Source organism: Paenibacillus sp. OSY-SE (genome assembly GCF_000283315.1).
Classification (GTDB): domain Bacteria; phylum Bacillota; class Bacilli; order Paenibacillales; family Paenibacillaceae; genus Paenibacillus_B; species Paenibacillus_B profundus.
In genome coordinates this window covers 1-20,712 of the sequence record NZ_ALKF01000128.1, presented here as the reverse complement: position 1 = coordinate 20,712, position 20,712 = coordinate 1, and the positions used below count along the sequence as shown (strand labels likewise).

25 protein-coding genes and 1 tRNA gene are annotated in these 20,712 nt (G+C 48.6%); 7 read left to right on the top strand and 19 right to left on the bottom strand.

What is annotated here, in order from left to right; translation table 11 throughout:
* Positions 1-160 precede the first annotated feature (160 nt).
* The 4 genes from ptsP to aroA all read right to left on the bottom strand — a co-directional run bounded on the left by ptsP (position 161) and on the right by aroA (position 5,657).
* A complete protein-coding gene (gene ptsP, locus A372_RS0102180) occupies positions 161-1,882 on the bottom strand; it encodes a phosphoenolpyruvate--protein phosphotransferase (RefSeq protein WP_019419204.1) in 1,722 nt (573 codons plus the stop codon).
* Positions 1,879-3,765, bottom strand: a complete 1,887-nt coding sequence (locus tag A372_RS0102175; RefSeq protein WP_026010846.1) for a glucose PTS transporter subunit IIA — start codon at positions 3,763-3,765, stop codon at positions 1,879-1,881. Before A372_RS0102175 ends, ptsP begins: the two co-directional genes overlap by 4 nt.
* Positions 3,766-3,887: 122 nt before the next feature.
* Complete coding sequence (locus tag A372_RS0102170; RefSeq protein ID WP_019419202.1) at positions 3,888-4,322, bottom strand: CoA-binding protein; 435 nt, start codon at positions 4,320-4,322, stop codon at positions 3,888-3,890.
* A 30-nt stretch (positions 4,323-4,352) separates the two neighbouring features.
* Complete coding sequence (gene aroA / locus A372_RS0102165; RefSeq protein WP_019419201.1) at positions 4,353-5,657, bottom strand: 3-phosphoshikimate 1-carboxyvinyltransferase; 1,305 nt, start codon at positions 5,655-5,657, stop codon at positions 4,353-4,355.
* Positions 5,658-5,779: 122 nt separating this feature from the next.
* Here aroA and A372_RS0102160 point away from each other — a divergent pair, with 122 nt between their 5' ends.
* Positions 5,780-6,088 (top strand): rhodanese-like domain-containing protein, encoded by a 309-nt coding sequence (locus A372_RS0102160; RefSeq protein WP_026010845.1) that lies wholly within the window; start codon positions 5,780-5,782, stop codon positions 6,086-6,088.
* Positions 6,089-6,115: 27 nt separating this feature from the next.
* On the opposite strand, the gene A372_RS0102155 is transcribed toward A372_RS0102160, so the two are convergent.
* Positions 6,116-6,640 (bottom strand): shikimate kinase, encoded by a 525-nt coding sequence (locus A372_RS0102155; protein WP_019419199.1) that lies wholly within the window; start codon positions 6,638-6,640, stop codon positions 6,116-6,118.
* 157 nt (positions 6,641-6,797) lie between these two features.
* On the opposite strand from A372_RS0102155, the gene A372_RS0102150 reads away from it, so the two are divergent.
* A complete protein-coding gene (locus tag A372_RS0102150) occupies positions 6,798-7,148 on the top strand; it encodes a hypothetical protein (protein WP_019419198.1) in 351 nt (116 codons plus the stop codon).
* A gap of 22 nt (positions 7,149-7,170) precedes the next feature.
* Here the strand turns inward: A372_RS0102150 and gndA are convergent, their stop codons facing one another.
* A complete protein-coding gene (gene gndA / locus A372_RS0102145) occupies positions 7,171-8,583 on the bottom strand; it encodes an NADP-dependent phosphogluconate dehydrogenase (protein WP_019419197.1) in 1,413 nt (470 codons plus the stop codon).
* Positions 8,584-8,732: 149 nt separating this feature from the next.
* Positions 8,733-9,329: a hypothetical protein gene (locus tag A372_RS0102140; protein ID WP_019419196.1), complete on the bottom strand. Its 597-nt coding sequence runs from the start codon at positions 9,327-9,329 to the stop codon at positions 8,733-8,735.
* Positions 9,330-9,547: 218 nt separating this feature from the next.
* Between A372_RS0102140 and A372_RS0102135 the strand changes: the two genes are divergently transcribed.
* Positions 9,548-10,177, top strand: coding sequence for a YktB family protein (locus A372_RS0102135; protein WP_019419195.1), 630 nt, complete (start codon positions 9,548-9,550; stop codon positions 10,175-10,177).
* A 159-nt stretch (positions 10,178-10,336) separates the two neighbouring features.
* On the opposite strand, the gene A372_RS0102130 is transcribed toward A372_RS0102135, so the two are convergent.
* A complete protein-coding gene (locus A372_RS0102130; RefSeq protein ID WP_019419194.1) occupies positions 10,337-11,515 on the bottom strand; it encodes a tetracycline resistance MFS efflux pump in 1,179 nt (392 codons plus the stop codon).
* 212 nt (positions 11,516-11,727) lie between these two features.
* On the opposite strand from A372_RS0102130, the gene A372_RS0102125 reads away from it, so the two are divergent.
* Entirely contained in the window at positions 11,728-13,206 is a 1,479-nt protein-coding gene (locus A372_RS0102125; protein WP_019419193.1) for an aminotransferase class I/II-fold pyridoxal phosphate-dependent enzyme, read from the top strand.
* A gap of 125 nt (positions 13,207-13,331) precedes the next feature.
* On the opposite strand, the gene A372_RS0102120 is transcribed toward A372_RS0102125, so the two are convergent.
* The gene (locus A372_RS0102120; RefSeq protein ID WP_019419192.1) at positions 13,332-13,619 is read right to left on the bottom strand and encodes a DUF3055 domain-containing protein; all 288 of its coding nucleotides are present in this window, start codon (positions 13,617-13,619) and stop codon (positions 13,332-13,334) included.
* Between the two features lie 186 nt (positions 13,620-13,805).
* On the opposite strand from A372_RS0102120, the gene A372_RS0102115 reads away from it, so the two are divergent.
* A complete protein-coding gene (locus A372_RS0102115) occupies positions 13,806-14,222 on the top strand; it encodes a DUF1885 family protein (RefSeq protein WP_019419191.1) in 417 nt (138 codons plus the stop codon).
* 136 nt (positions 14,223-14,358) lie between these two features.
* Here A372_RS0102115 and A372_RS0102110 read toward each other — a convergent pair whose 3' ends face one another.
* The 4 genes from A372_RS0102110 to A372_RS0102095 form a co-directional block, all read right to left on the bottom strand.
* Complete coding sequence (locus A372_RS0102110) at positions 14,359-14,667, bottom strand: DUF1292 domain-containing protein (RefSeq protein ID WP_019419190.1); 309 nt, start codon at positions 14,665-14,667, stop codon at positions 14,359-14,361.
* Positions 14,668-14,783: 116 nt separating this feature from the next.
* Entirely contained in the window at positions 14,784-15,374 is a 591-nt protein-coding gene (locus A372_RS0102105; RefSeq protein WP_019419189.1) for a stalk domain-containing protein, read from the bottom strand.
* A 65-nt stretch (positions 15,375-15,439) separates the two neighbouring features.
* Entirely contained in the window at positions 15,440-16,216 is a 777-nt protein-coding gene (locus tag A372_RS32995; RefSeq protein WP_019419188.1) for an N-acetylmuramoyl-L-alanine amidase, read from the bottom strand.
* Between the two features lie 139 nt (positions 16,217-16,355).
* Positions 16,356-16,559: a hypothetical protein gene (locus A372_RS0102095; RefSeq protein WP_019419187.1), complete on the bottom strand. Its 204-nt coding sequence runs from the start codon at positions 16,557-16,559 to the stop codon at positions 16,356-16,358.
* Positions 16,560-16,722: 163 nt separating this feature from the next.
* On the opposite strand from A372_RS0102095, the gene A372_RS0102090 reads away from it, so the two are divergent.
* On the top strand, positions 16,723-17,463 hold the full coding sequence (locus A372_RS0102090; RefSeq protein WP_019419186.1) for an MBL fold metallo-hydrolase: 741 nt from the start codon (positions 16,723-16,725) through the stop codon (positions 17,461-17,463).
* Positions 17,464-17,658: 195 nt separating this feature from the next.
* Here the strand turns inward: A372_RS0102090 and A372_RS0102085 are convergent, their stop codons facing one another.
* Both A372_RS0102085 and A372_RS0102080 read right to left on the bottom strand, forming a co-directional pair.
* Positions 17,659-17,889: a DUF3892 domain-containing protein gene (locus tag A372_RS0102085; RefSeq protein ID WP_019419185.1), complete on the bottom strand. Its 231-nt coding sequence runs from the start codon at positions 17,887-17,889 to the stop codon at positions 17,659-17,661.
* A gap of 173 nt (positions 17,890-18,062) precedes the next feature.
* Positions 18,063-18,506, bottom strand: a complete 444-nt coding sequence (locus A372_RS0102080; protein ID WP_019419184.1) for a GNAT family N-acetyltransferase — start codon at positions 18,504-18,506, stop codon at positions 18,063-18,065.
* Positions 18,507-18,668: 162 nt separating this feature from the next.
* Here A372_RS0102080 and A372_RS37850 point away from each other — a divergent pair, with 162 nt between their 5' ends.
* Positions 18,669-18,833 (top strand): hypothetical protein, encoded by a 165-nt coding sequence (locus A372_RS37850; RefSeq protein WP_019419183.1) that lies wholly within the window; start codon positions 18,669-18,671, stop codon positions 18,831-18,833.
* Between the two features lie 81 nt (positions 18,834-18,914).
* Here the strand turns inward: A372_RS37850 and A372_RS0102070 are convergent, their stop codons facing one another.
* The 4 genes from A372_RS0102070 to A372_RS0102050 form a co-directional block, all read right to left on the bottom strand.
* Positions 18,915-19,106 (bottom strand): hypothetical protein, encoded by a 192-nt coding sequence (locus A372_RS0102070; protein ID WP_019419182.1) that lies wholly within the window; start codon positions 19,104-19,106, stop codon positions 18,915-18,917.
* A 75-nt stretch (positions 19,107-19,181) separates the two neighbouring features.
* A complete protein-coding gene (locus A372_RS37075) occupies positions 19,182-19,373 on the bottom strand; it encodes a hypothetical protein (protein ID WP_157259386.1) in 192 nt (63 codons plus the stop codon).
* Between the two features lie 275 nt (positions 19,374-19,648).
* Positions 19,649-19,724: transfer RNA gene (locus A372_RS0102055), tRNA-Val, on the bottom strand.
* Between the two features lie 155 nt (positions 19,725-19,879).
* Positions 19,880-20,581 (bottom strand): uracil-DNA glycosylase, encoded by a 702-nt coding sequence (locus A372_RS0102050; RefSeq protein WP_019419179.1) that lies wholly within the window; start codon positions 20,579-20,581, stop codon positions 19,880-19,882.
* Positions 20,582-20,712: the final 131 nt, after the last annotated feature.

The following is a 20,712-nucleotide window of genomic DNA, read 5'->3' as shown; positions in this document are numbered from 1 at the left end:
CCTTTGAATCCGAGTCATCCCCGCATAGTCTCATCTCAATGACTTGGATTCAACAGCGACGGAAGCGGATACCCCCACCATGATTGTTTCCTGTTCACTTGATTTTTTGTTTTTCAACAAACTCAAGGCATGACCCTTATAGCGGGTCATGCCTTTTTAGTTATGATTGCGGCTCCAGAAGTGCATCTAATTCCGCTTTGGAACCAGCCTTATATATTTTATCGGTCACGCTTCTGCTATTCTCTTGCGATGCCCGTCGAATCGCCGCTTTGACACGCGGGATGGAGCGCGAAGACATGCTCAGCTTATTAACACCGAGCGCAATCCACAACGGCACCGCACGCGGGTCGCCTGCCATCTCTCCACATACGCCGACTATGATATTACACTTTTTCGCGGCTTCAATCGTATGGCGGACGAGACGCAGCACCGCAGGATGGAACGGATCGTACATATGAGCAATCTGTTCATTCATCCGGTCGACCGCAAGCGTATATTGCACTAAATCGTTCGTGCCAATGCTGAAGAAGTCTACTTCCTCTGCCAACCGGTCGGCAATCATAGCCGCTGCAGGAACTTCGACCATGATTCCAATCGGCAGCTCCTCATCGAATGGCAATGCTTCGGAACGCAGCTCCTGCTTGGCTTCGTCTAAGATGCCCTTCGCCGCCCGCACCTCTTCAACGGACGAAATCATCGGGAACATGACGCTCACTTCACCGAATGCGCTGGCGCGTAATATGGCGCGCAGCTGCGTCTTAAACAAGTCCCTCCGATCCAGACAGATGCGAATAGCGCGGTAGCCTAAGAATGGATTGTCTTCTTCAGGCAGATCCAAGTATTCCATCGGTTTGTCCCCGCCTATATCAAGAGTGCGGATAATGACCGATCTATCCTTGAAATGCTCAGCGACATCTCGATAAACGGTGAGCTGTTCTGCCTCAGATGGCGGATAGGAGCGATCCATGTACATGAATTCGGTACGGAATAATCCTACCCCTTCCGCTCCGTTCTGCTCTGCGATTTCAAGTTCCCTCGTCGAGCTGATATTCGCGGCGAGATGTATCTCGTAACCGTCGTTCGTTACGGCCGGTAGCGACACGATCTTCTTCAACTCGTCGGCTTCTTGCGCATAGAAGTCACGGCGCGCCTCATACCAGGACAGGATATCTTCCGCCGGCTCGATATGTACGATACCGTGTTCACCGTCGACGATAATGAAATCTCCCGTTTGAATCGGCTTTACGATTTTACCTTCCAACCCAAGTACGAGCGGAATACCCAACGCACGTGCCATAATAGCAGAGTGGGATGTTTTCCCGCCCATCAGCATGACGATGCCAAGCACATTTTTTGGATTCAAATGCACAAGCTGCGACGGAGACAACTCCTTCGCCACAAGGATATAAGGCTGCGTATCCGTCGGCAGCGTAATCTCAGGGGCGCCGAGCAGATGCTTCAAAAGGCGATTGCCGACGTCTTTAATGTCGAGCGCCCGCTCTTTCATATATTCATCATCAAGCAGATCGAACATCGTGACAAAATGATCAATTGCTTCTTTCACCGCCACTTCGGCCGCTTTATATTGACGTTGAATGATGCCTTGAATTTCGTTCATGAAGATGGGATCTTCCAAAATGGCCAGATGTGCATCAAAGATAGTCGATTCTTCACTGCCAACCATTTCGCGAATCTCACTCTTGATGAACTCGATTTCGTCCCTTGAGGAGCGGATACCTTCGTATAGCCGTTCGAATTCACGCGCCAAATCGGTCGGGTCCATCTTCTCCTCCGGCACATCCCACTCCCATGACGGCAGCACAAACGCCTTACCGATTGCAATTCCGTTCGATGCGCCGATTCCCTGCACTTTTTGCGTCATCGGTGTACACCTCCAAGCGCATGTTCGTGCAAGACGACAGACATGACAGACGTCTGGCCTTTCTTCACTGGAGCATAGGGCGCCATGCTCCATGAGGCGACTTTATCCGAATTCGTAATGACCATCGGTGTCGCAAGCGACTTGCAACGCTTTTTCACTTCATTAAAATCAAACTTAATGAGCAGCTGTCCCGGTTTCACTTCATCACCTTCCTGTACTACCGCTTGAAAACCGGCGCCATTCAATGATGACGTCTCAATTCCGATATGAAGCAGCACTTCTAACCCTTCGGGCGTCTCAATACCTAAAGCATGCATTGTCGGATACACGTGACGGATGAAGCCTCTCACCGGAGATACGAGTTCTCCTCTATCAGGATAAAAGGCTACCCCTTTCCCGACCAGCTTCTTCGCGAAGATGGTATCCGGCACTTCTTCGATAGGGATCATGCGGCCTTGCACCGGAGCAACAAACCACACTTGCTTCGGGTCACGTTGCAGACGCTTCACCATCTCCTCTTTGATGAGCTCGGAATACGTTCCGAAGACGACCTGCAAATGCCCGCCTCCAAGTCGGATGACGCCGGCTGCACCCATCATGCGGAGCGCATGCCGATCCACGAGCTTGTCATTCTGTACTCGAAGACGCAGCCTAGTAATGCATGCCTGTGTATCGACAATATTATCTTTACCGCCCAATGCTTGAATGATAAGAGGAACGCGATGAAGCAAGTCGCTCGCCATATCATCGAGCAGCGACACTTCCACACGCCCCGGGGTCGGGATTTGAAATTTCTGTATCGAAAAACGAAATATGACATAATAAATCAACCCAAACGCAACCCCTATCGGGATAATCCAAAGCGCTTTGGTCGATTGGTGAAAATTCACGACATAATCAATGGCGCCTGCCGAAAAAGAGAAGCCGTGTCGAATTCCCAATTCGGCGGTCAACCACATCGCAGCCCCGGACAATAACGCATGCACGATAAATAAATACGGTGCCGCAAATAAAAAAGCAAATTCAATCGGTTCCGTTATTCCCGTCAGCAGCGATACGAACGCAGCCGTGAAGTAGGTCTTGCGCACCTTCGGCCGCAAATCCTCGCGCGATTCATGCACAATAGCCAAGGCGACCGCAGGCAATGCAAACATCATAATCGGATACAAGCCTGCCATGTACACGCCCGCTGTCGGATCTCCCGCAAAAAAACGTGGCAAATCACCGGTAAAGGTCATCCCTTCAGCATCGGTGAACGAGCCGACTTGAAACCAATACACGTTATTCAATAAATGGTGAAGTCCAAAAGCGACCAGCACCCGGTGCAGGACGCCATATATGAATATGCCAAACCCGCCCATTGCCAATATTTCTTGCCCAAGAAAAGATACCCCTTGATGCATGAACGGCGCAAGTACAATCATCACCCATGAGAGGAAAATGGAGCTTAACGTCGTAAGCAAGACAGCAAATCGGGGACCGCCGAAAAATTGCAAATATTCTGGAAACTGGACATTTTTAAATCGCTCATGGATCATCCCTGCCAGCACGCCGAACAGTATCCCGTTCAAAATGGTAGGCTCAAATGCAGCATGCCAATGGGTCAGGAGCTGCTTAAAAATAAACATCCCCAGCATCGAGGACATGGCGGCAACGCCCGCATTGTTCGATAACCCAAGCGCTACCCCTGCCGCAAAAAGGTAAGGAAGCACGTAAAAAATCGTTTTTCCGGTCAACTCAAACAGTGTAGCGGCATCGTGCATCCCTGTACCCTGCAGCATGTGACCGATGGCAACAGCTAACGCTGCTGCGGGTAATGCGATTAGCGGCTGCATCAAAGCCCGCGAGAGTTGCTGCAACAGCCCTAACTGATTCAAGGACATCCTCTCCTTCTACCATGAATGGTAAGGGCATATCGTTCCTTTGTCAAAGGAAAACACACGAAAAGCCGGGGCTCTCTGTCCTCATTATAGCGAGAACTCCCGGCATTATCTCTTTTAGCGCATCACGAAGTTGCTTTGCCGTGCGGCAGTAAAATGGAATCCAATACTTTAATGCACAGGTCCATAACTACGTCCAACCCGTCCTCCGATGCAATGCGCGCAGCTTCTTCGTTCACGATGCCCTGCTGCAGCCAGATGGCCTTCGCCTTGACTTCAACGGCGTCGCGTGCAATGTCAGCACAATATTCGCTGCGGCGAAACACATTCACAATGTCGATTGGTTCCGGCACATCCTGAAGCGTAGAATAGCATGTCTCTCCCAGGATGCGTTCCGCCTTCGGATTGACCGGGATGATGCGATATCCTTTCTTCTGCATCGCTTCGGCTACCATATAAGAGACTCGCGTCGGATCATCGGACAAGCCGACCACCGCAATGTTAGTGCTCTTTTGCAGCAATTGCTTGATGTCTTCTTGTGACGGTTGCTCATAACTCATAATTCCTCGCTCCTTCCGTGACGTTGCTTTTTATGCTTCCACCCATTCCACTTGAGCGCCCAGCGCCTGAAGATGATCGAAATATTGAGGGTACGACTTCGCTACATGATGAGCATCCTTAATGCGGATAGATTGCTGTGCGCGCAAGCCAACCACCGTTAATGCCATAATAACACGATGATCGTAATGAGCGTTAATTTCCACTCCGCCTTCTACACCTTCCGGACGGCCGTGAACGATAATTTCCGCCTGCCGTTCTTCGACTTGAGCGCCGGCTTTGCGCAGCTCTGTCAAATAATCAGTAATGCGATCGCATTCCTTGTACCGCAAATTTTCTACGTTGTAGAAACGTGAAGTTCCATCTGCAAATACGGCAGCGGCTACCATGGCGAGCACCGCGTCGGTTGCCGCATCGCCATCGAATTCAACCGGCTGCAAGCGGCCTTCGCCCTTGATGCGGACGATGGAATCCGTATGCTCAAGCGGTACGCCCATCATGCGCAGCACATCGACGATCGCCCGTTCCCCTTGCTTGCTGTCTTCCGTCAGCCCGCGCACGGTGATATCGGACGGAATGACCGACGCCGCAGCCAGCACGGCTGCTGAACCTGGATAATCACCTTGGACGACATATGTCTTCGCTTCATAGTGTTGATTGCCTGGAACGCGATAATACATCATATCTTCGCGTGCCTCGATATGAATGCCGGCTTGAGCAAGCACTTCCAGCGTCTGACCGATGACGACCTTGGACTTCAAATCATCCGTTACTTCAATGATGCTGTCTTGTGCCAACAGCGGTGTCAGGAACAGGAGGGCGCTTAAATATTGTGAGCTGACATTGCCAGACACCTTGATGTGCCCGCCTTTCGGCTCCCCGCCCCGAATCGTAATCGGAAGCTTTCCTTCCCGATGTTCCACACGCACATCCATTTGTTCCAACGCTGTAATGAGATCGTCATGCGGCCGCTTCCCTAACGAATCTGGATACGTGTTGACGAAGTTCACTTCTGGAAGCAGGGCCGCAATGCCCATCAGAAAGCGCAGCACAGCGCCAGCATTGCCGACGTTCAGCTCATGGTTCAGATTCGCAAGCGCAGGCGTTTTGCCGAAGCCTGTAATGACGATCTTCTCTTCATCCTCTTCAAGCACGGCTCCCAGATCACGCAGGCAGCGGCGCATTGCATCGCTGTCCTCGCTATGGGCTGGATAGTAAATGGTGCTCTTTCCGTCCGCCAATGCGGCTGCAAGCAAGTAACGTGTCGTGTAGTTTTTAGAAGATAATGCTTGGATTTCACCTTGCAGCTTTAGTGTGGGCTTAACGATAACGTCCATACGCTTTCACTCCTTTACTATTACAAGTATAATAAGTACAATCTGCTATTGATTACAACTTGAATTTCAATCCAAGAGGTTGTTCTATCTCTCATTTTATAGAAAGGATGTACAAAAATTATATGAATTCCATTGTTCAACTTGATGTATTTACATTGAAAGATCGCCTGCAACGCGGCGAAGCGTTAAATATGATTGATGTGCGGGAGGATGAGGAAGTTGCCCACGGCATGATTCCCGGCGCCAAACATATTCCAATGAATCAGATTCCTGACCGGCTGCACGAAATCGAACAGAACGGCGAAATTATCTTTATTTGCCGCAGCGGCTACCGCAGTGAACGCGTGTGTGAGTACTTGCAGCAAATCGGCGTGCAAGGCGTTGTCAATATGGAAGGCGGTATGCTTGCTTGGTCCCAACTGAACGATTAATGCCCAAGCAGCCAACCGCATCCTGTACTAGTATGCCTTTTCATTGACGAGATGGGCTTCGATACGCTCGTTAATTTGCTCCACCGTCAAGTGATCGGTCGGAACGATTAAATGGGCGAAATCATACAACCCCTGACGCTCTAGCATCAGCTTGCGTACACGGCTGGCAGCATCTCCTTGCAGCAGCGGACGGTTGCGGTCCTGTGAGACACGTTGCACTATGGTCTCTTCTGCCGCTGTAAGCTGGATGACTGCGCCATGTTCCCGCATTAGCTTGCGGTTCGCTTCGTCCAACACGACGCCGCCACCAGTAGCGATGACAAGAAGCCGTGTCCGATCACGCAACAAACGTGCGAGAATGCGGCTTTCTTGTTCTCGAAAGAACACTTCCCCATCTTGCGCGAATATGTCGGGTATCGTTCGTCCCACCTGCTTTACAATTTCGGCATCCAAATCGACGAATGCATAATTCAGATTCCGGGCCAGCTGTTCTCCGACTGTTGATTTTCCTGTTCCCATGAAGCCGATTAATAATATATGTCGGGTTGTCATTCAGGCCCTCCCTCGTCTTTCTTTGTCCGCAGACGGTAAACTTCCCATATGATACCATACGTTTCTTTCATTCGACAATGCTGACATGTATAAAAATAACGTTTTCAACGTAAAGATGAACTATAGCAGAGATTTGGTTGTTTAGGAGTGAATTGGCATGTCAACCTCCCCCTCCCCGGATTCGCATCCCGTTCCAGCAGCTCAGCGAGCAGCAGCAGCGCGAATGGCGCGTATTATGGACCCGAACCATCCCTTATGCAGGGAGGATATTGTGTGGGTGCTTAACGTAGTGAAGCAGAAGCTTACCGATCAGGACGAAGCTTGGTCCAAGCTTGAGCCTGAGCGAGTCATCCGCAACTTTCGTTACTTCGCCGAAGTATCGCTGCTGTTAATTCGGAACAGCAGCTATGGTCAAGAGTCTGACCGCATTCGGCAATATTTGGCCGAAGCCGTGCATGGTCTGTGGGATAAAGATGCACTAGAAAAAAATAACGCCGAGCCCCTCTAGGGTTCGGCGTTATTGCTGTTCATTACTCCGACATCCAGTTAAAGTGGAACGAGCCTTCTTTATCTACACGTTTGAACGTATGCGCGCCGAAGTAGTCCCGCTGCGCTTGCAGCAGATTCGCCGGCAGACGCTCGGTACGATAGCTGTCGAAGTACGACAGTGCGCTCGAAAAACCAGGAACAGGTACGCCGTATGCAACAGCTGTACTGATAACTTGACGCCATGCGTCTTGATACGATTCCACAATATTTTTAAAGTATGGGTCCAACAATAGATTCTTCAATTCGGAATCACGGTCGTACGCATCCTTAATATTTTGCAAGAAACGAGAACGGATAATGCAGCCGCCGCGGAAAATCATCGCGATTTCGCCATAGCGCAGGTTCCAGCCGGATTCTTCCGACGCCGCACGCATTTGAGCAAAGCCTTGCGCGTACGATACGATCTTGCTCGCGTAGAGCGCTTTGCGGATGCTCTCGATAAATGCAGCTTTATCACCGTCAAACGGCTTCGCTGCTGGACCTTGCAGCACTTTGCTTGCCGCTACGCGTTCGTCTTTCAGCGCGGACAGGAAGCGGGAAAATACGGATTCCGTAATCATTGACAACGGAACACCCAAGTCGAGCGCGCTTTGGCTCGTCCATTTTCCTGTGCCTTTTTGACCAGCTGCGTCAAGAATGACGTCTACCATCGGCTTGCCTGTCTCCTTATCATACTTGGAGAAGATGTCTGCCGTAATTTCAATCAGATAGCTGTCCAGCTCCCCTTTGTTCCATTCACTGAAGATCGAGTGCAGTTCTTCGGCATTGACGCCAAGCACAGTCGTAAGCAGGTGATACGCCTCACAAATGAGCTGCATGTCGCCGTACTCAATTCCGTTGTGAACCATCTTCACGTAATGGCCGGCACCATCTGGACCAATGTACGTGCAGCAAGGATCGCCGTTTACTTTAGCGGAAATGCTTGTCAGAATTGGCTCTACCAAGCGATATGCGCTCTCTTGTCCACCAGGCATAATGGCAGGACCTTTCAAAGCGCCCTCTTCGCCGCCAGACACGCCGGCCCCAATGAAACGAATGCCTTTATCTTCTAAATATTTGCTGCGACGTCGAGTATCGGGAAAATGCGCGTTCCCGCCGTCGATAATAATATCGCCTTCATCCAGATGCGGAAGCAATTGTTCAATTGTAGCATCTGTAGCTTGTCCGGCTTGAACCATAATTAACATTTTGCGCGGTGCTTCTAAAGATTGCACAAATTGTTCAATGGAATATGTAGCCGTCAGTTGCTTGCCTTGCGCTTCTTCAATAAGCGCGTCCGTCTTCTCGCGAGAACGGTTATATACCGAGACTGTGAACCCGCGGCTTTCAATATTGAGAGCCAAGTTCTTGCCCATGACCGCAAGTCCAATGACACCAATTTGATTCTTCGTCATATGGTTCTTCCATCCTTTATCCTGAAATTTTTATATAGTTTGCATTACGCTTATTGTACCGCACAGCAAAAAACCCTGCAACCATCTCGCAAACAGCATTTCATCCAGCATGCGGCGGATGGGAGGGTGAAAAACAAAGGGTCATCGCTTTACCATTCAAGCTGAAGCATTTCGGTCCGCATGACATTCAGCCTCTCTTTGCAGCACTTCGTCTTGACCGAATCTTCGCCGACAATCGCTTCATGCAGTTCAGCCAATGTATAATCCACTTCCATTCGCAGTACCTCCATGCGCTCCTCGGCCCGCATAGACATAAATGTTTCCATCATCTGTTCTGTCGTTACGGCCGGCCGTTTTTGATACAGTACCCGCTGTTCCGGACCGCATATTTCCACTAAACGGATGCGTTCGCCAAACATAATATTTTCCACAAAAATATGTCTGTCTTTAAAACGTTTGACCACCGCATGCCCGCGTGAATCGCCGATCATCTTCTCCATGAACTCGGATAGCTTCTCGTCTCGTATCGTGTAATCGCCTACAATTTTATAGCGGTGATGGATGCGTTGAAAGCGCAGTTTGACCAGCTTCCGTCCGGTTCGGATCGAAACAATAAACAACGATTCATTCTCGCTCCAGTACAAGGAATAGCCCTCTTGTATAAGATCTCGGATGAGGTTCTGGATTTGCCGGCGGTCAAAACGTAGCTCCAAGTTGCAGTATTCTACCTCGTCGCTGCGATTCACGGCAATCCCTCCTTACCTTATCGTATACTCCATCTTATGATTCGGTAACTTGGATTATTGACTCGATTTCTAACAAAGAGGCTTTTTGTATGTAAAATATAATAATTATAAACTGATAAACGTTCTCATTATAATGTGGTATAATAAAATGTGTTCCACAAATGTCATGATTCTAATGTAATATACGATACCGGCAAATAGAGAAAGGAAGAATGTGCATGACTTTTACCGGATTTACTTCCTCTGATTTCGCAACGTTTACTATTGATGGCTTGGATGCCCGCATGGAAGCGATACGCGACCGAATTCAACCTAAATTCCGAGCCATTGGCGAGCAGCTTGTCGGCGATGCCGCCGTGTTAAGCGGCCAAGAAATGTACCTACATATTGCGAAGCATGCGCGCCGCACCGTGAATCCGCCGCAGGACTCCTGGTTGGCCATTGGACCGAACAAACGCGGCTACAAATCGCTGCCCCACTTTCAGGTCGGACTGTTCGACGATCATGTCTTTATTTGGCTCGCTTTTATATATGAGGTTGCCAACAAGCAAAATATTGCGCAATCCATGCTCAAACAGATTGATCGCATCGCAACAACCGTGCCACAGGATTATGCTATTTCTTTGGATCATATGAAAAAGAATGCGGTCCGATTCGGAGATTTGGATACGGAAGAGCTGGAGGCCAAATTGTGCCGCTTCCGGGACGTTAAAGCTGCGGAGTGGTTAGTGGGGCGTCATATTGCTGCGAACGATCCGATACTGGCCAACGGCACAGCGTTCATGAGTCTAGCAAGGGAAACGATGGAAACACTTATGCCATTGTACAAGCTCGCCGCCGAAGCGTAAGTGTAATACCTCTATTACAAAGCTCTCATTCACCACGAAGCTGGAATTGCTTCATCCATGCAGGAAACGAGCGATTGAGACAAACTAATCAAACAAAACGGTGATTCACCGCTCTTATAGCAGCAGAATCACCGTTTGTTCATGAGAGGCGTACCTCGTTCATGCGGAAGTATTAGCCGTCGATTGCGATCGATCCAGTGTCGAGAAGCGAACGAGCAATCCGATAGCGACGAGGCACAGCAACCCACCGATTATATACGGCATGCTAGGAATCCAGTTGAATACCGCTATCGCCAATATCGGACCAGCGATCCGTCCGAAGCTATCCATCGAGGAGTTCAGTCCCGACGCAATGCCTTGACTCACCGTCGTCTTCTGCGTAATCAAGGAAATGACGCATGGACGGATAAGCGCGTTGCCGATTCCGAAGACGCATAGGTATATCGTTGCATCTACGATATTGGATGACAAGAGCAGCAGGAAGAATCCTAGCGACGACACAATCAGCCCGACAGCGATCGTCTTCTTCTCTCTGCCTTTCTTTATGTACCGCCTGACGATCCCGCCTTGAACGAGAGCTCCGGCCAGGCCGCAGAAGAAGAACATGAACCCGATCTGCGTTGCTGTAATGTCAGGAATCCGCTGCGCCTCAAAGTACAACAGCGTCGATTCCAGTCCAGCCAGCGTGAACGTGACGAAGAACGAGAGCACATATAAATATTTCATGCGTCCCGTAAATGCGGTCCAGCGTGACGGTGATGCCTCATTACGGCCTGTCCGCTTCTCTTGCGGCAACGACTCCTTCAATCTTCCAAATCCGAGTACGCATGTGATCAAAGTCAATGCAGAAGCTGCGAAGAATGGCGTATTATGCCCATAGGCGCTTAATATCCCGCCAAAGGCCGGACCGAACGTAAAGCCTAGACCGATCGACATTCCGACGAGTGCCATTCCTTTCGTTCGCTGCTCGTTCGTCGTAATATCCGCCACATAGGCTACAATAACCGCCGTAACAGCACCAGAAAACAATCCGCCGAGTATGCGCGACACATACATAAGCCACAGCTGGCCATCCGCCAAACCGAATAACAAATAGCTTATACTGAAGCCGAGTGTACCGATGAGAATAATCGGACGTCGACCCACTTTTTCAGACCACGCCCCCCAAATTGGCGACACGATGAATGAGATTAGCGAATAAAGCGACAGCATTAACCCCAAGTGAAATTCATTGGCCCCGGCATCCGTAATCATTAGCGGAAGCACCGGAATGACAATGCCGAACCCGATAAATACCATCATCAGCATGAGCATGACGACGGTCATTTGCTTTTTCATCACACTTCCCTCCATTTATGTACATCCTATCACAGATGATAATGAATCGGAAATGAATAAAATTCGAACGAATGGTCCAAGAAGTATGTATAAAAATCGTTAGAAAAACTGCTTGCATTCCGAGGCGTTTTTGTTACACTTAACCTTGTTTGCTTGAGACGCAACATGCGCATCTAAGCTCTATTCCCAGCATGAAAGGTTGTGATACGGCGATGAACCATCATCGGACGCCTCTATTTACCGCACTGACGGAACATGCCTCTAAAAATCCGGTGCAATTTCACATTCCAGGCCATAAAAAAGGCGTTGGCACCGATGAGGAATTCCGAAATTTTATTGGTGATCAAGCGCTTTCCATAGACTTGATTAACATTGCGCCACTGGATGATTTACATCAGCCATCGAGCGTCATCGCCGAAGCTCAAGCCTTAGCGGCCGATGCCTTCGATGCGGATTATACTTATTTCAGCGTTCAGGGCACAAGCGGAGCGATTATGACGATGATTATGTCGGTATGCTCCCCGGGAGACAAAATTATTGTCCCGCGCAATATCCATAAGTCGATTATGTCGGCCATTATTTTTGCTGGAGCGAAGCCGGTGTTCGTCTCTCCTGCCCGTGATGCCAATCTCGGCATCGATCACGGCATTACGACCCGTTCGGTACGCCGTGCGCTGGAGAAGCATCCCGATACAAAAGCGGTGCTTGTCATTAATCCGACCTATTTCGGTCTTTGCGCTAACCTGAAAGAAATCGTTGAGCTCGCCCATTTACATGAGATTCCAGTCCTAGTTGACGAAGCTCACGGCGTGCTTATTCATTTCCATGAAAAACTGCCGATGTCCGCAATGGAAGCCGGAGCGGATATGGCTGCGACGAGCGTGCATAAGCTGGGCGGTTCCATGACCCAAAGCTCGGTGCTTAATGTCAATGTGAAAAATGGGCTGATTAACCCGCAGCGGGTGCAGACGATTTTCAGCATGCTGACAACGACATCCACGTCGTATATTTTGCTCGCATCGCTCGACACGTCTCGTCGCAACATGGCACTGCATGGGCATGACATGGCTGAACGCGCAATTACACTCGCCGAACACGCCCGCACACAAATTAACGAGATGCCGGGATTATACTGCTTTGGTGAAGAGATCCTCGGTGGAGAAGCGACGTACAGCTACGATCCGACCAAGCTGACCATACATGTGCGTCATTTGGGCATTACAGGCTATGAGACGGAGAATTGGCTGCGCGACCATTACAATCTCGAAGTTGAGCTGAGCGATATGTATAACATCCTTTGCTTGGTTACACCAGGAGATACAGATGATACCATTGCAATATTGCTGCAGGCCTTGCGTGAATTGTCGGCACTTCATTTTGAACGAAATGAAGTGAAAGAGCTCGTCGTGAAAATCCCGGAAATTCCGCAGCTTTCCCTCATTCCCCGCGATGCGTTCTACGCGGATACCGAAATCGTGCCATTCAAGCAATCGGCGGGCAGAATCATTGCGGAATTCATCTACGTCTATCCTCCGGGAATTCCGATTCTTCTGCCAGGTGAAGTCATTTCACAGGAGAATATCGATTACATCCGCGATCACGTCGACATTGGTCTGCCTGTGAAAGGGCCTGAAGACCGATATATTGAATTCGTAAAGGTCATCAAAGAGGAAAAAGCGATATATGAATAGAACGAAAGGCTGCCCCGGATGAAGGAGCAGCCTTTCTATTTCACTAACGAGTCATGATTTCTAACAGCGCGTGCTGAATTACCTCTCGGGATCTTCGTGTTCAAAAGAGAACTTATCGAAGACCTCTAATACTGGTCCTGCGCTTTCAGGGAAGGTATGCGGGCACGAAGCAGTTGGGACGCTTCGACTGCCGCTTCAAGATGCCCCAATTGAAACTTATCTTTCAGAAGCTCGGGTCGCAAATCATCGGCGCACAATAAAGTTGAACGTCCTGTCTGCATGCAAACGACAAGTGTTTTACCGATAAAGTGATTCGAATAAATGAGTGCAAAGTCATACCGGCCTTCTTCTGTAGCCCATCCGACAAAACTCACGTTTGCTTGTTCCGTTTCTTCGTACAATTGGTCAAACATCGCATCCCCTCCTTGAATTATCCTTTTCCAAGCACACCAACCATTTAATGGGCTGATTTCATTACTATATCATGAAATATCCTCTTCCTACAATCCGTCGCATACGCAAAATCATGTAAATATTGCCACGAACTATAGGCGATGATATGATAAATGAGATCCGATGATTCATGGGAGGTGTAAGAATTGAGTCAAAGCGCAACGATTACGTTCGTCGACGGTTCGGCCGTGCCGTCCGCTACTTTAGATGAGCTGAAGGAGCAGTTGCTTCATTATCGTCATCAAACGAGTCTGACCGGCGAACAGTTAAGTTGGGATTATGCCGATGCCGCATTTCCCTACACGATTGAAGCCAAGCCCGGACAGGAACAGCTGTGGTTCTATTTGAAGGGAACGTCTCCTTTGTATCGACATATTGTATTTGGCGTAGGGACAACGAAGGAAGATACACCGCGTCACTTTGTCCAGGTCGTGTTGCCTGACGATGCCACACATGGAGACAAAGGAAAGGGCAATGAGCTGTGCAAATATTTAGCAAAGACATGGAAAGCTGAACTCAAGCTGTTCAACGGCCGCATTATGTATTATAATCCTAGAAAATAGCCTTTATTTGCAAACGTATACATACTGAAACAGCCGTGAATAGGCATTAGGCAGGCGAAATATAAATAAGCTCCGAGGGATACCTCGGAGCTGTAAGGTTCTGACTGTTATAATCCCTCAGGAGACGGGGCGAGTCTTATTCCGGTTGCGCAGCGACAAGCTCTTCGTATGCTTGCTGCACGCGCTCCCACTCTTCATCATCTTCAATCGGATTAAGCACCATATCTTCATCTTCTTCGTCTACGCGCACAATGATGCCGTCTGCTTCCGGATTGTTGCGTTCAAGCAACAACGCGTACAGTTGCTCACCTACATTGAACGTTTCAACGAGAGCCATATCGATTTCGTTGCCTTCGTCATCTACCAAAGTAACGACCATTTCTTGATGTTCGTGGTCATGATCGTGGTCGTGTCCACATCCGCAGTCATGGTTATGTTCGCTCATGCGTGAATCTCCTTTGTATTCAGGTAGTGGTCATACTACCGTATCGTACCACTTTATGAGGACAAGGTCAACGAAAGGGACCGCTGCATATGTATAGAGAAACGAAGGGATTTAGATTAAATCGCCGATACCGTCTTTTGAGACAATAACGTAAATTCACCATTCTTCTGTCTCAAATAGCACGAGATCGTGTAGTCCCCTTTTGCTTTGAAATCATATTTGAATTCCGAAGTGCGAAACCAGAAATTATCCTCGTCTGTCTTGACTTCATCTTCTTGGATTTGCGTCGTATTCCCTTTCGGATCGGTGATGGTCAGTTTAATCTTGTCAACGGACGTTTTGAGGCTGTCCACTTGAGCCAGTGCGGTAAAGGAAGTCTTACCTGTCTCCACCTTGCCGAAAGGCGTGTTATCTTTGAACAACAGCAAGTCGACATTCGGTTTCTCGATGACGACCTTCTTGTTGGCTTCATCCCAAGTAACAAATGCCAGCAGCGCATCGGAAATCTGGCGTACGGATAAATACGCTCGTCCCTCTAACATAACCCCCCCTTCTTGAACGGTGCTTCCATTCAATATGACCTGAATCTTCTCAGCCGGTGCTGCGGCTTGTAGTGAAGTAGATGACGGGTCTGATTGTGCTGACGCATAAGCTCCGCCCAAGATGCTCCCGAGAAGAACAAATGCAGCAATTCTCCTGCAATTCATCGCGTAACCTCCAACTGCTTAGTTGTTAAGTTATACTCTTTTTTAGCAGGAGAGTTGCGCTTGCACTATAATAATCCTTTACGGTCCAGTACGATTAACATCCGATAAAAATCTAGCGATGACGGTGTCGGCGTGTTCACTAAGCCTTGGGCTACAGCCTTGTCCACACTCGCTTTGGCCCAGATGGGAACCTCTTGCAATTGATGCTGTGATTCGAGCCAAGCCAGTCTGCCTTTCAAGTCTGTAACCAAGGTTTGCAACTGCTTCAATTGCTCCTCCACACTGTCCGCCCCTCCATGCCTCTTGTCTGGCAGTGACAAAGTGGAATACAACTGCTTCCATGGAAATTTAGCTCCTGGGCAGCTCGCTTTGCGGACTGGATCGATTTGAAAATGACCGAGCACATGCTCGCGATCGAATGGAATCGTGTAACCCCAATGATCGGCAACATAGGTTTGAATATAGCGATGCAGGGCAACGCTCGCAACAAATTGCTGCTCTGTTAATTCCCCATCCAGCCCTTCATGCTCGATCGATACGGCATACAGATTTGGATTGATTCCTTTGCTTCGCACGATGGCTGCGGGCGCTGTCGCGATGCGATCTGCAGTAATGCCTTGCGCCCAGGCCATACGTTCCAACTTTACATATTGATGAATGGTTCCTTGCTTTGATACGCCAAAATGAGCCGACGATACTTTATTGTCCGGGCTTGTGAACCATGAATCCATGCTAGACATGCTTCCTGCTGATATATGATTGACGATGATAAGGGGAGCTTGTCCTTTCCGGTCACTCGAATTCGTATATTCATTGCCTTTCCACACAACATCAACCGCCATCGTTACACACCTCTCCCTCTCGAATGCATTCGCCAAACGGCGGCATGTGAAACGACAGAGAGGTGGCGAAAGCTACGCTGAACCGGGAAATGATTGATATCCTCGTTCATTTCCCGGTGTCATCATGATGGAAACCATTCTATGTGCTAACCTTCGTTCGCGTTAACACACATGGAATTCCATTGCCCACGGCTCCCGGCTCGGACACCCGCTTCAAATAATTCATACCTCTCGCGCAAGGGGTCGGACAGACAGCACAACGGTCAGATGTGACGATTCGCATCATATACTGGGCACGACCGCCTGCCGGATCCTTCTTTTTCTTTGCGTTTCCTTTCGCCAATCCTTCCACCTACTTTTGACCGTTTCGCACGAAACGCCACAGCTGGCTTAACGTTTCACGTCATATCGTATGAAGACTGGAAGAGCTTTGCTTGTGTATGTGCCCAGCAGCGTGATACAGTTAGGTCATAATTTAACCGATGCCATGGATTAGGAGGATGGAGATGAAGCTTAAGATACAAATGATTGGAACCGGCAGCGCATTTGCAAAGCATTACTTTAACAATAACGCGCTCCTTTACACGGAACAGAGCACCCTGCTCATCGATTGCGGTATTACTGCACCCATGGCGCTGCATAAGCTTGGAAAATCCTTCGTTGATATCGACGGTGTGCTCATTACTCACATTCATGCCGATCATGTGGGAGGCTTGGAAGAGTTTGCATTTCAAATGAAGTTTATTCACGGACGAAAACCTAAATTGTATATTGCTTCTCCGTTAGTTCAGCCATTGTGGAACAACACGCTTCAAGGCGGGTTAACTCAGGAAGGCATCTCGTGTCTGGAGGATGTATTTGAGGTACATGCGCTTGAGCCGAACCACACCTATTCTTTAGCTGCGGGCATGGAGATACAGCTCATCGAAACTCCGCACATTGCCGGCAAGCGAAGCTTCTCGCTGTTAGTTAACCATTCCTTCTTCTACAGCGCTGATATGCGATTTCAACCTGACCTGCTGCATACATTAATTGAGCAGCAAGGAGTCACCCTTATCTTCCATGACTGCCAGTTGACCGGCAAAGGGGAAGTTCATACGACACTCGCGGAGCTGTTGACGCTGCCGGAATGGATACAAAGAAAAATTTATTTAATGCATTATGGCGATGAGCGCTCACAGTATGAGGGCCATACGGGACCGATGCCTTTTGTGGAGCAGCATGAGATTATCACCATTCGGGAGTAACTCTAACGATTATGAGAAAACCTCTATTGGGGCCATTCGAAGCTGAGCGACCACGTTTAGAGGTTGGTTTTATCACCATAAGGAAGGTTCGGTTTCGCTTTATCGCTTCACAGTACTTAATCATTCCTTAATGATAACAAAACACCGGTGAGGTCTGTCGTATAACGACAGCATCCTCACCGGTGTTTTTTGAATTTAGAACATAGGCAAGTTATCTAAGTTATTCGTTGGGTCGCCATCCGCATCACCGCGAATATACATCCCGCCGTCTTTACCTTTAAAGACGTTCACTCCGGCAATATGACCTGACTGAACAGCATGCATCGCCTCATCGTAAGCCATAACTCTGCCCGTGTCGGTCTTAAATGCAGTCAGGTCCCCGTCCCCATTTTTCTGCACGGCAACAAAAGTTTCACGCGATTCCATGATATGACCTCCTAAAGGGTAAATTACAGGTTCTGCTTTACGTTTGGGCATCAAGGATGCCAATCAAACAGAACTCTATGTTACTCTTCCCGGAAGGTGCTCATTTTAAAGCATCTATCAGAGACTATTCACTCGTTAGTGCGAGTTCAAAAAGGGACTTTTTGAACTCGCGCTTACAGCTTCTTCTCCATGCGGACATGTAAAATTCCTGCGTCATAGAACGGCTCTTCCGATATCGTACGATAGCCGAGCATTTGGTAGAACCCTTCCGCTTGGCACTGTCCATCTAAAATACTGGCTGTCGCACCCATGGAACGAGCCAACTGCTCTAGAGCAAGCATGAGCGAACGCCCGATACCATGACCGCGATACGGCTTCCGAACAGCAATCCGCTGCATTTTAGCGGTCGATTCATCCAGCCATTTAATCCGGCCGGTCGCAGCAATCTCACCGTCAACCTGTAGCAATATATGATTCGCCTTCGCGTCAAGTGTATCTAAATCATCAATTTCATCTTCCATTGGAACCTGTTGCTCATCAACGAATACTTCTTTGCGGATCTCCAGACATTGCTGCAATTGCTCGTCTGTCTTAACTTCAATCACTTCTGCTGCCATGTAACGCACCATCCTTAATCCTTAATCATTATTCGCTCAACAAACATAAAAAGTGTGATTAAAATGAATCTATATTATACAGAAAAATCGTTTTCATGTATAGTTATTCATATGCAGTTATAAATAACGCTTCAGTATTAAATAGTTAGGGAGGGATGAACCGTGGATCCGGTTGTAGCTACCATTGTCGCCGTCGTAATTATGGTAATCGGAATGGTCTTCTTATTGCTCTACGTCACCAGACAAGCCTATTCACGCAAATGGGAAGATGAACAGAACTTTCTTAATGCCCATGAAGAAGATGAGCACACAGGTAGTGCATCATAACAGGAATTGAAAAAAGCCTTGTTACTGCAGACGACCTAACGTCAGAAATTCAGAACAAGGCCTTACCAATTATAGTCGGATTTAAGGTGCATACACTTCCGACGGCACCGGAGCTTGATATACGTCGCTCTGTATACTAGGAAGAACGGGTTTAGGCAAGTCCGGGGACTCATATCGGGGCGCACCGTTTGCAAGCGCAACACAGCCTGAAACCACGACAACGACAATGGCCACTGCAACCATATAAATGATGGGATGCCACGGTTTGTTCATCTGACCGACCTCCGCTTCAACCACTCATAGGATGACTACAATGCCATTGTCACCGTTTTCAAGAAAAATTAAACATTACTCTTCTTCCTGCTTTGCTTCAGAACTCAGCTCTCGTTTCCACACAAACTGCTCATCATACCGGATGCTGTCTTTGCTGACCATATGAATAAGCGCCCAGATGACGAGAATCGTAATGCCGAACAGTCCGATCAACCATGCGAATAATATGCCGCCCATCATTCTCCCTCCGCTCGTCACAATGTTCATCTCATCCGAACAACCCGTATAAGGCAGCTGCCAGATGATACATATGTACATATGTATGAACAATTAGTGAATTTTAGACGAAGGGACTCGCATCGGGGTTATGTCCGCTGTCCGAACAGCCTGCCGATCAGAGACAACCCAGCGGTGAGTGCAGGATAGCCAACAAACAAAAGTACAATCAGCCCTGTCATCTCCTCTCCCTCTTAGATACCTGTATGAAAATATGCAAAAAAACCCTGAATTTGGTTAATTCAAGGGTTCTAATAGATGTAGTATGGTGTTCTGAGACGGGCTCGAACCGCCGACCCCCACCCTGTCAAGATGGTGCTCTCCCGACTGAGCTATCAGAACAGGTCGTAAGCAATTAATAATATATCAATTTTTCTAGTCTGAGTCAATCCCTAATTTGGAAATTGATATCTAAGATTCAATATAAAGACCCTATCTCCAGTTCGTCTCAAATCGATGGAAACAGGGTCTTACTCAAGCCGTAATCGCGATAAATATTAAAATGATTGCTGACGTATCGCTTCCATCGCAGGAAGCTGCCACTCAATTTCAGGTTCGCCGAACTGCTGCAAATACGTGTTTACTTTCGAGAACGGCTTGCTGCCGAAAAATCCGCGGTGCGCGGAGAGCGGGCTTGGATGCGGCCCTTTGACGATCCCGTGCCGATTCGCATCAATCATACTGAGCTTCGCCTGTGCGTGTGAACCCCACAGCACGAAGACCACGGGACGTTCACGTTCATTCAAGAGCTGAATGACGCGATCAGTGAACATTTCCCAACCTTTGCCACGGTGGGAAGCTGCTTGACCTTGATAGACAGTCAGCGCCGTGTTCAGCATCATGACGCCTTGTTTGGCCCATGGGGCTAAATAGCCATGGTCTGGCATTGTCGTTCCAACGTCAGCAGCGCTCTCTTTCAACATATTTTGCAGCGAAGGCGGAATCTTCACACCGGGTTGAACAGAGAAGCTCAGCCCATGGGCTTGCCCGGGCCCATGATACGGGTCTTGTCCGACAATGACGACCTTCGTATCCTCATAAGACGTATATTGCAAGGCAGAAAAAATGTGTTCAAATGGAGGATACACGACATTTTGCTCATACTCCTGCTTCAACCATCCCCACAGCTGCTTAAAATAAGGCTTTCTTACCTCATCATGGAGTAGATCCGCCCAATCATTATGTACCAGTACACTCACGATAATCTTCCTCTCTTTGACTATAAATAGAATAAGTCAAAAACTCCTTCACTCGCTGTTCGGAAACAGACCGTTGAAGGAGTCTCATTGTCTACTAATGGTGCCGAGAACCGGGATCGAACCGGTACGGT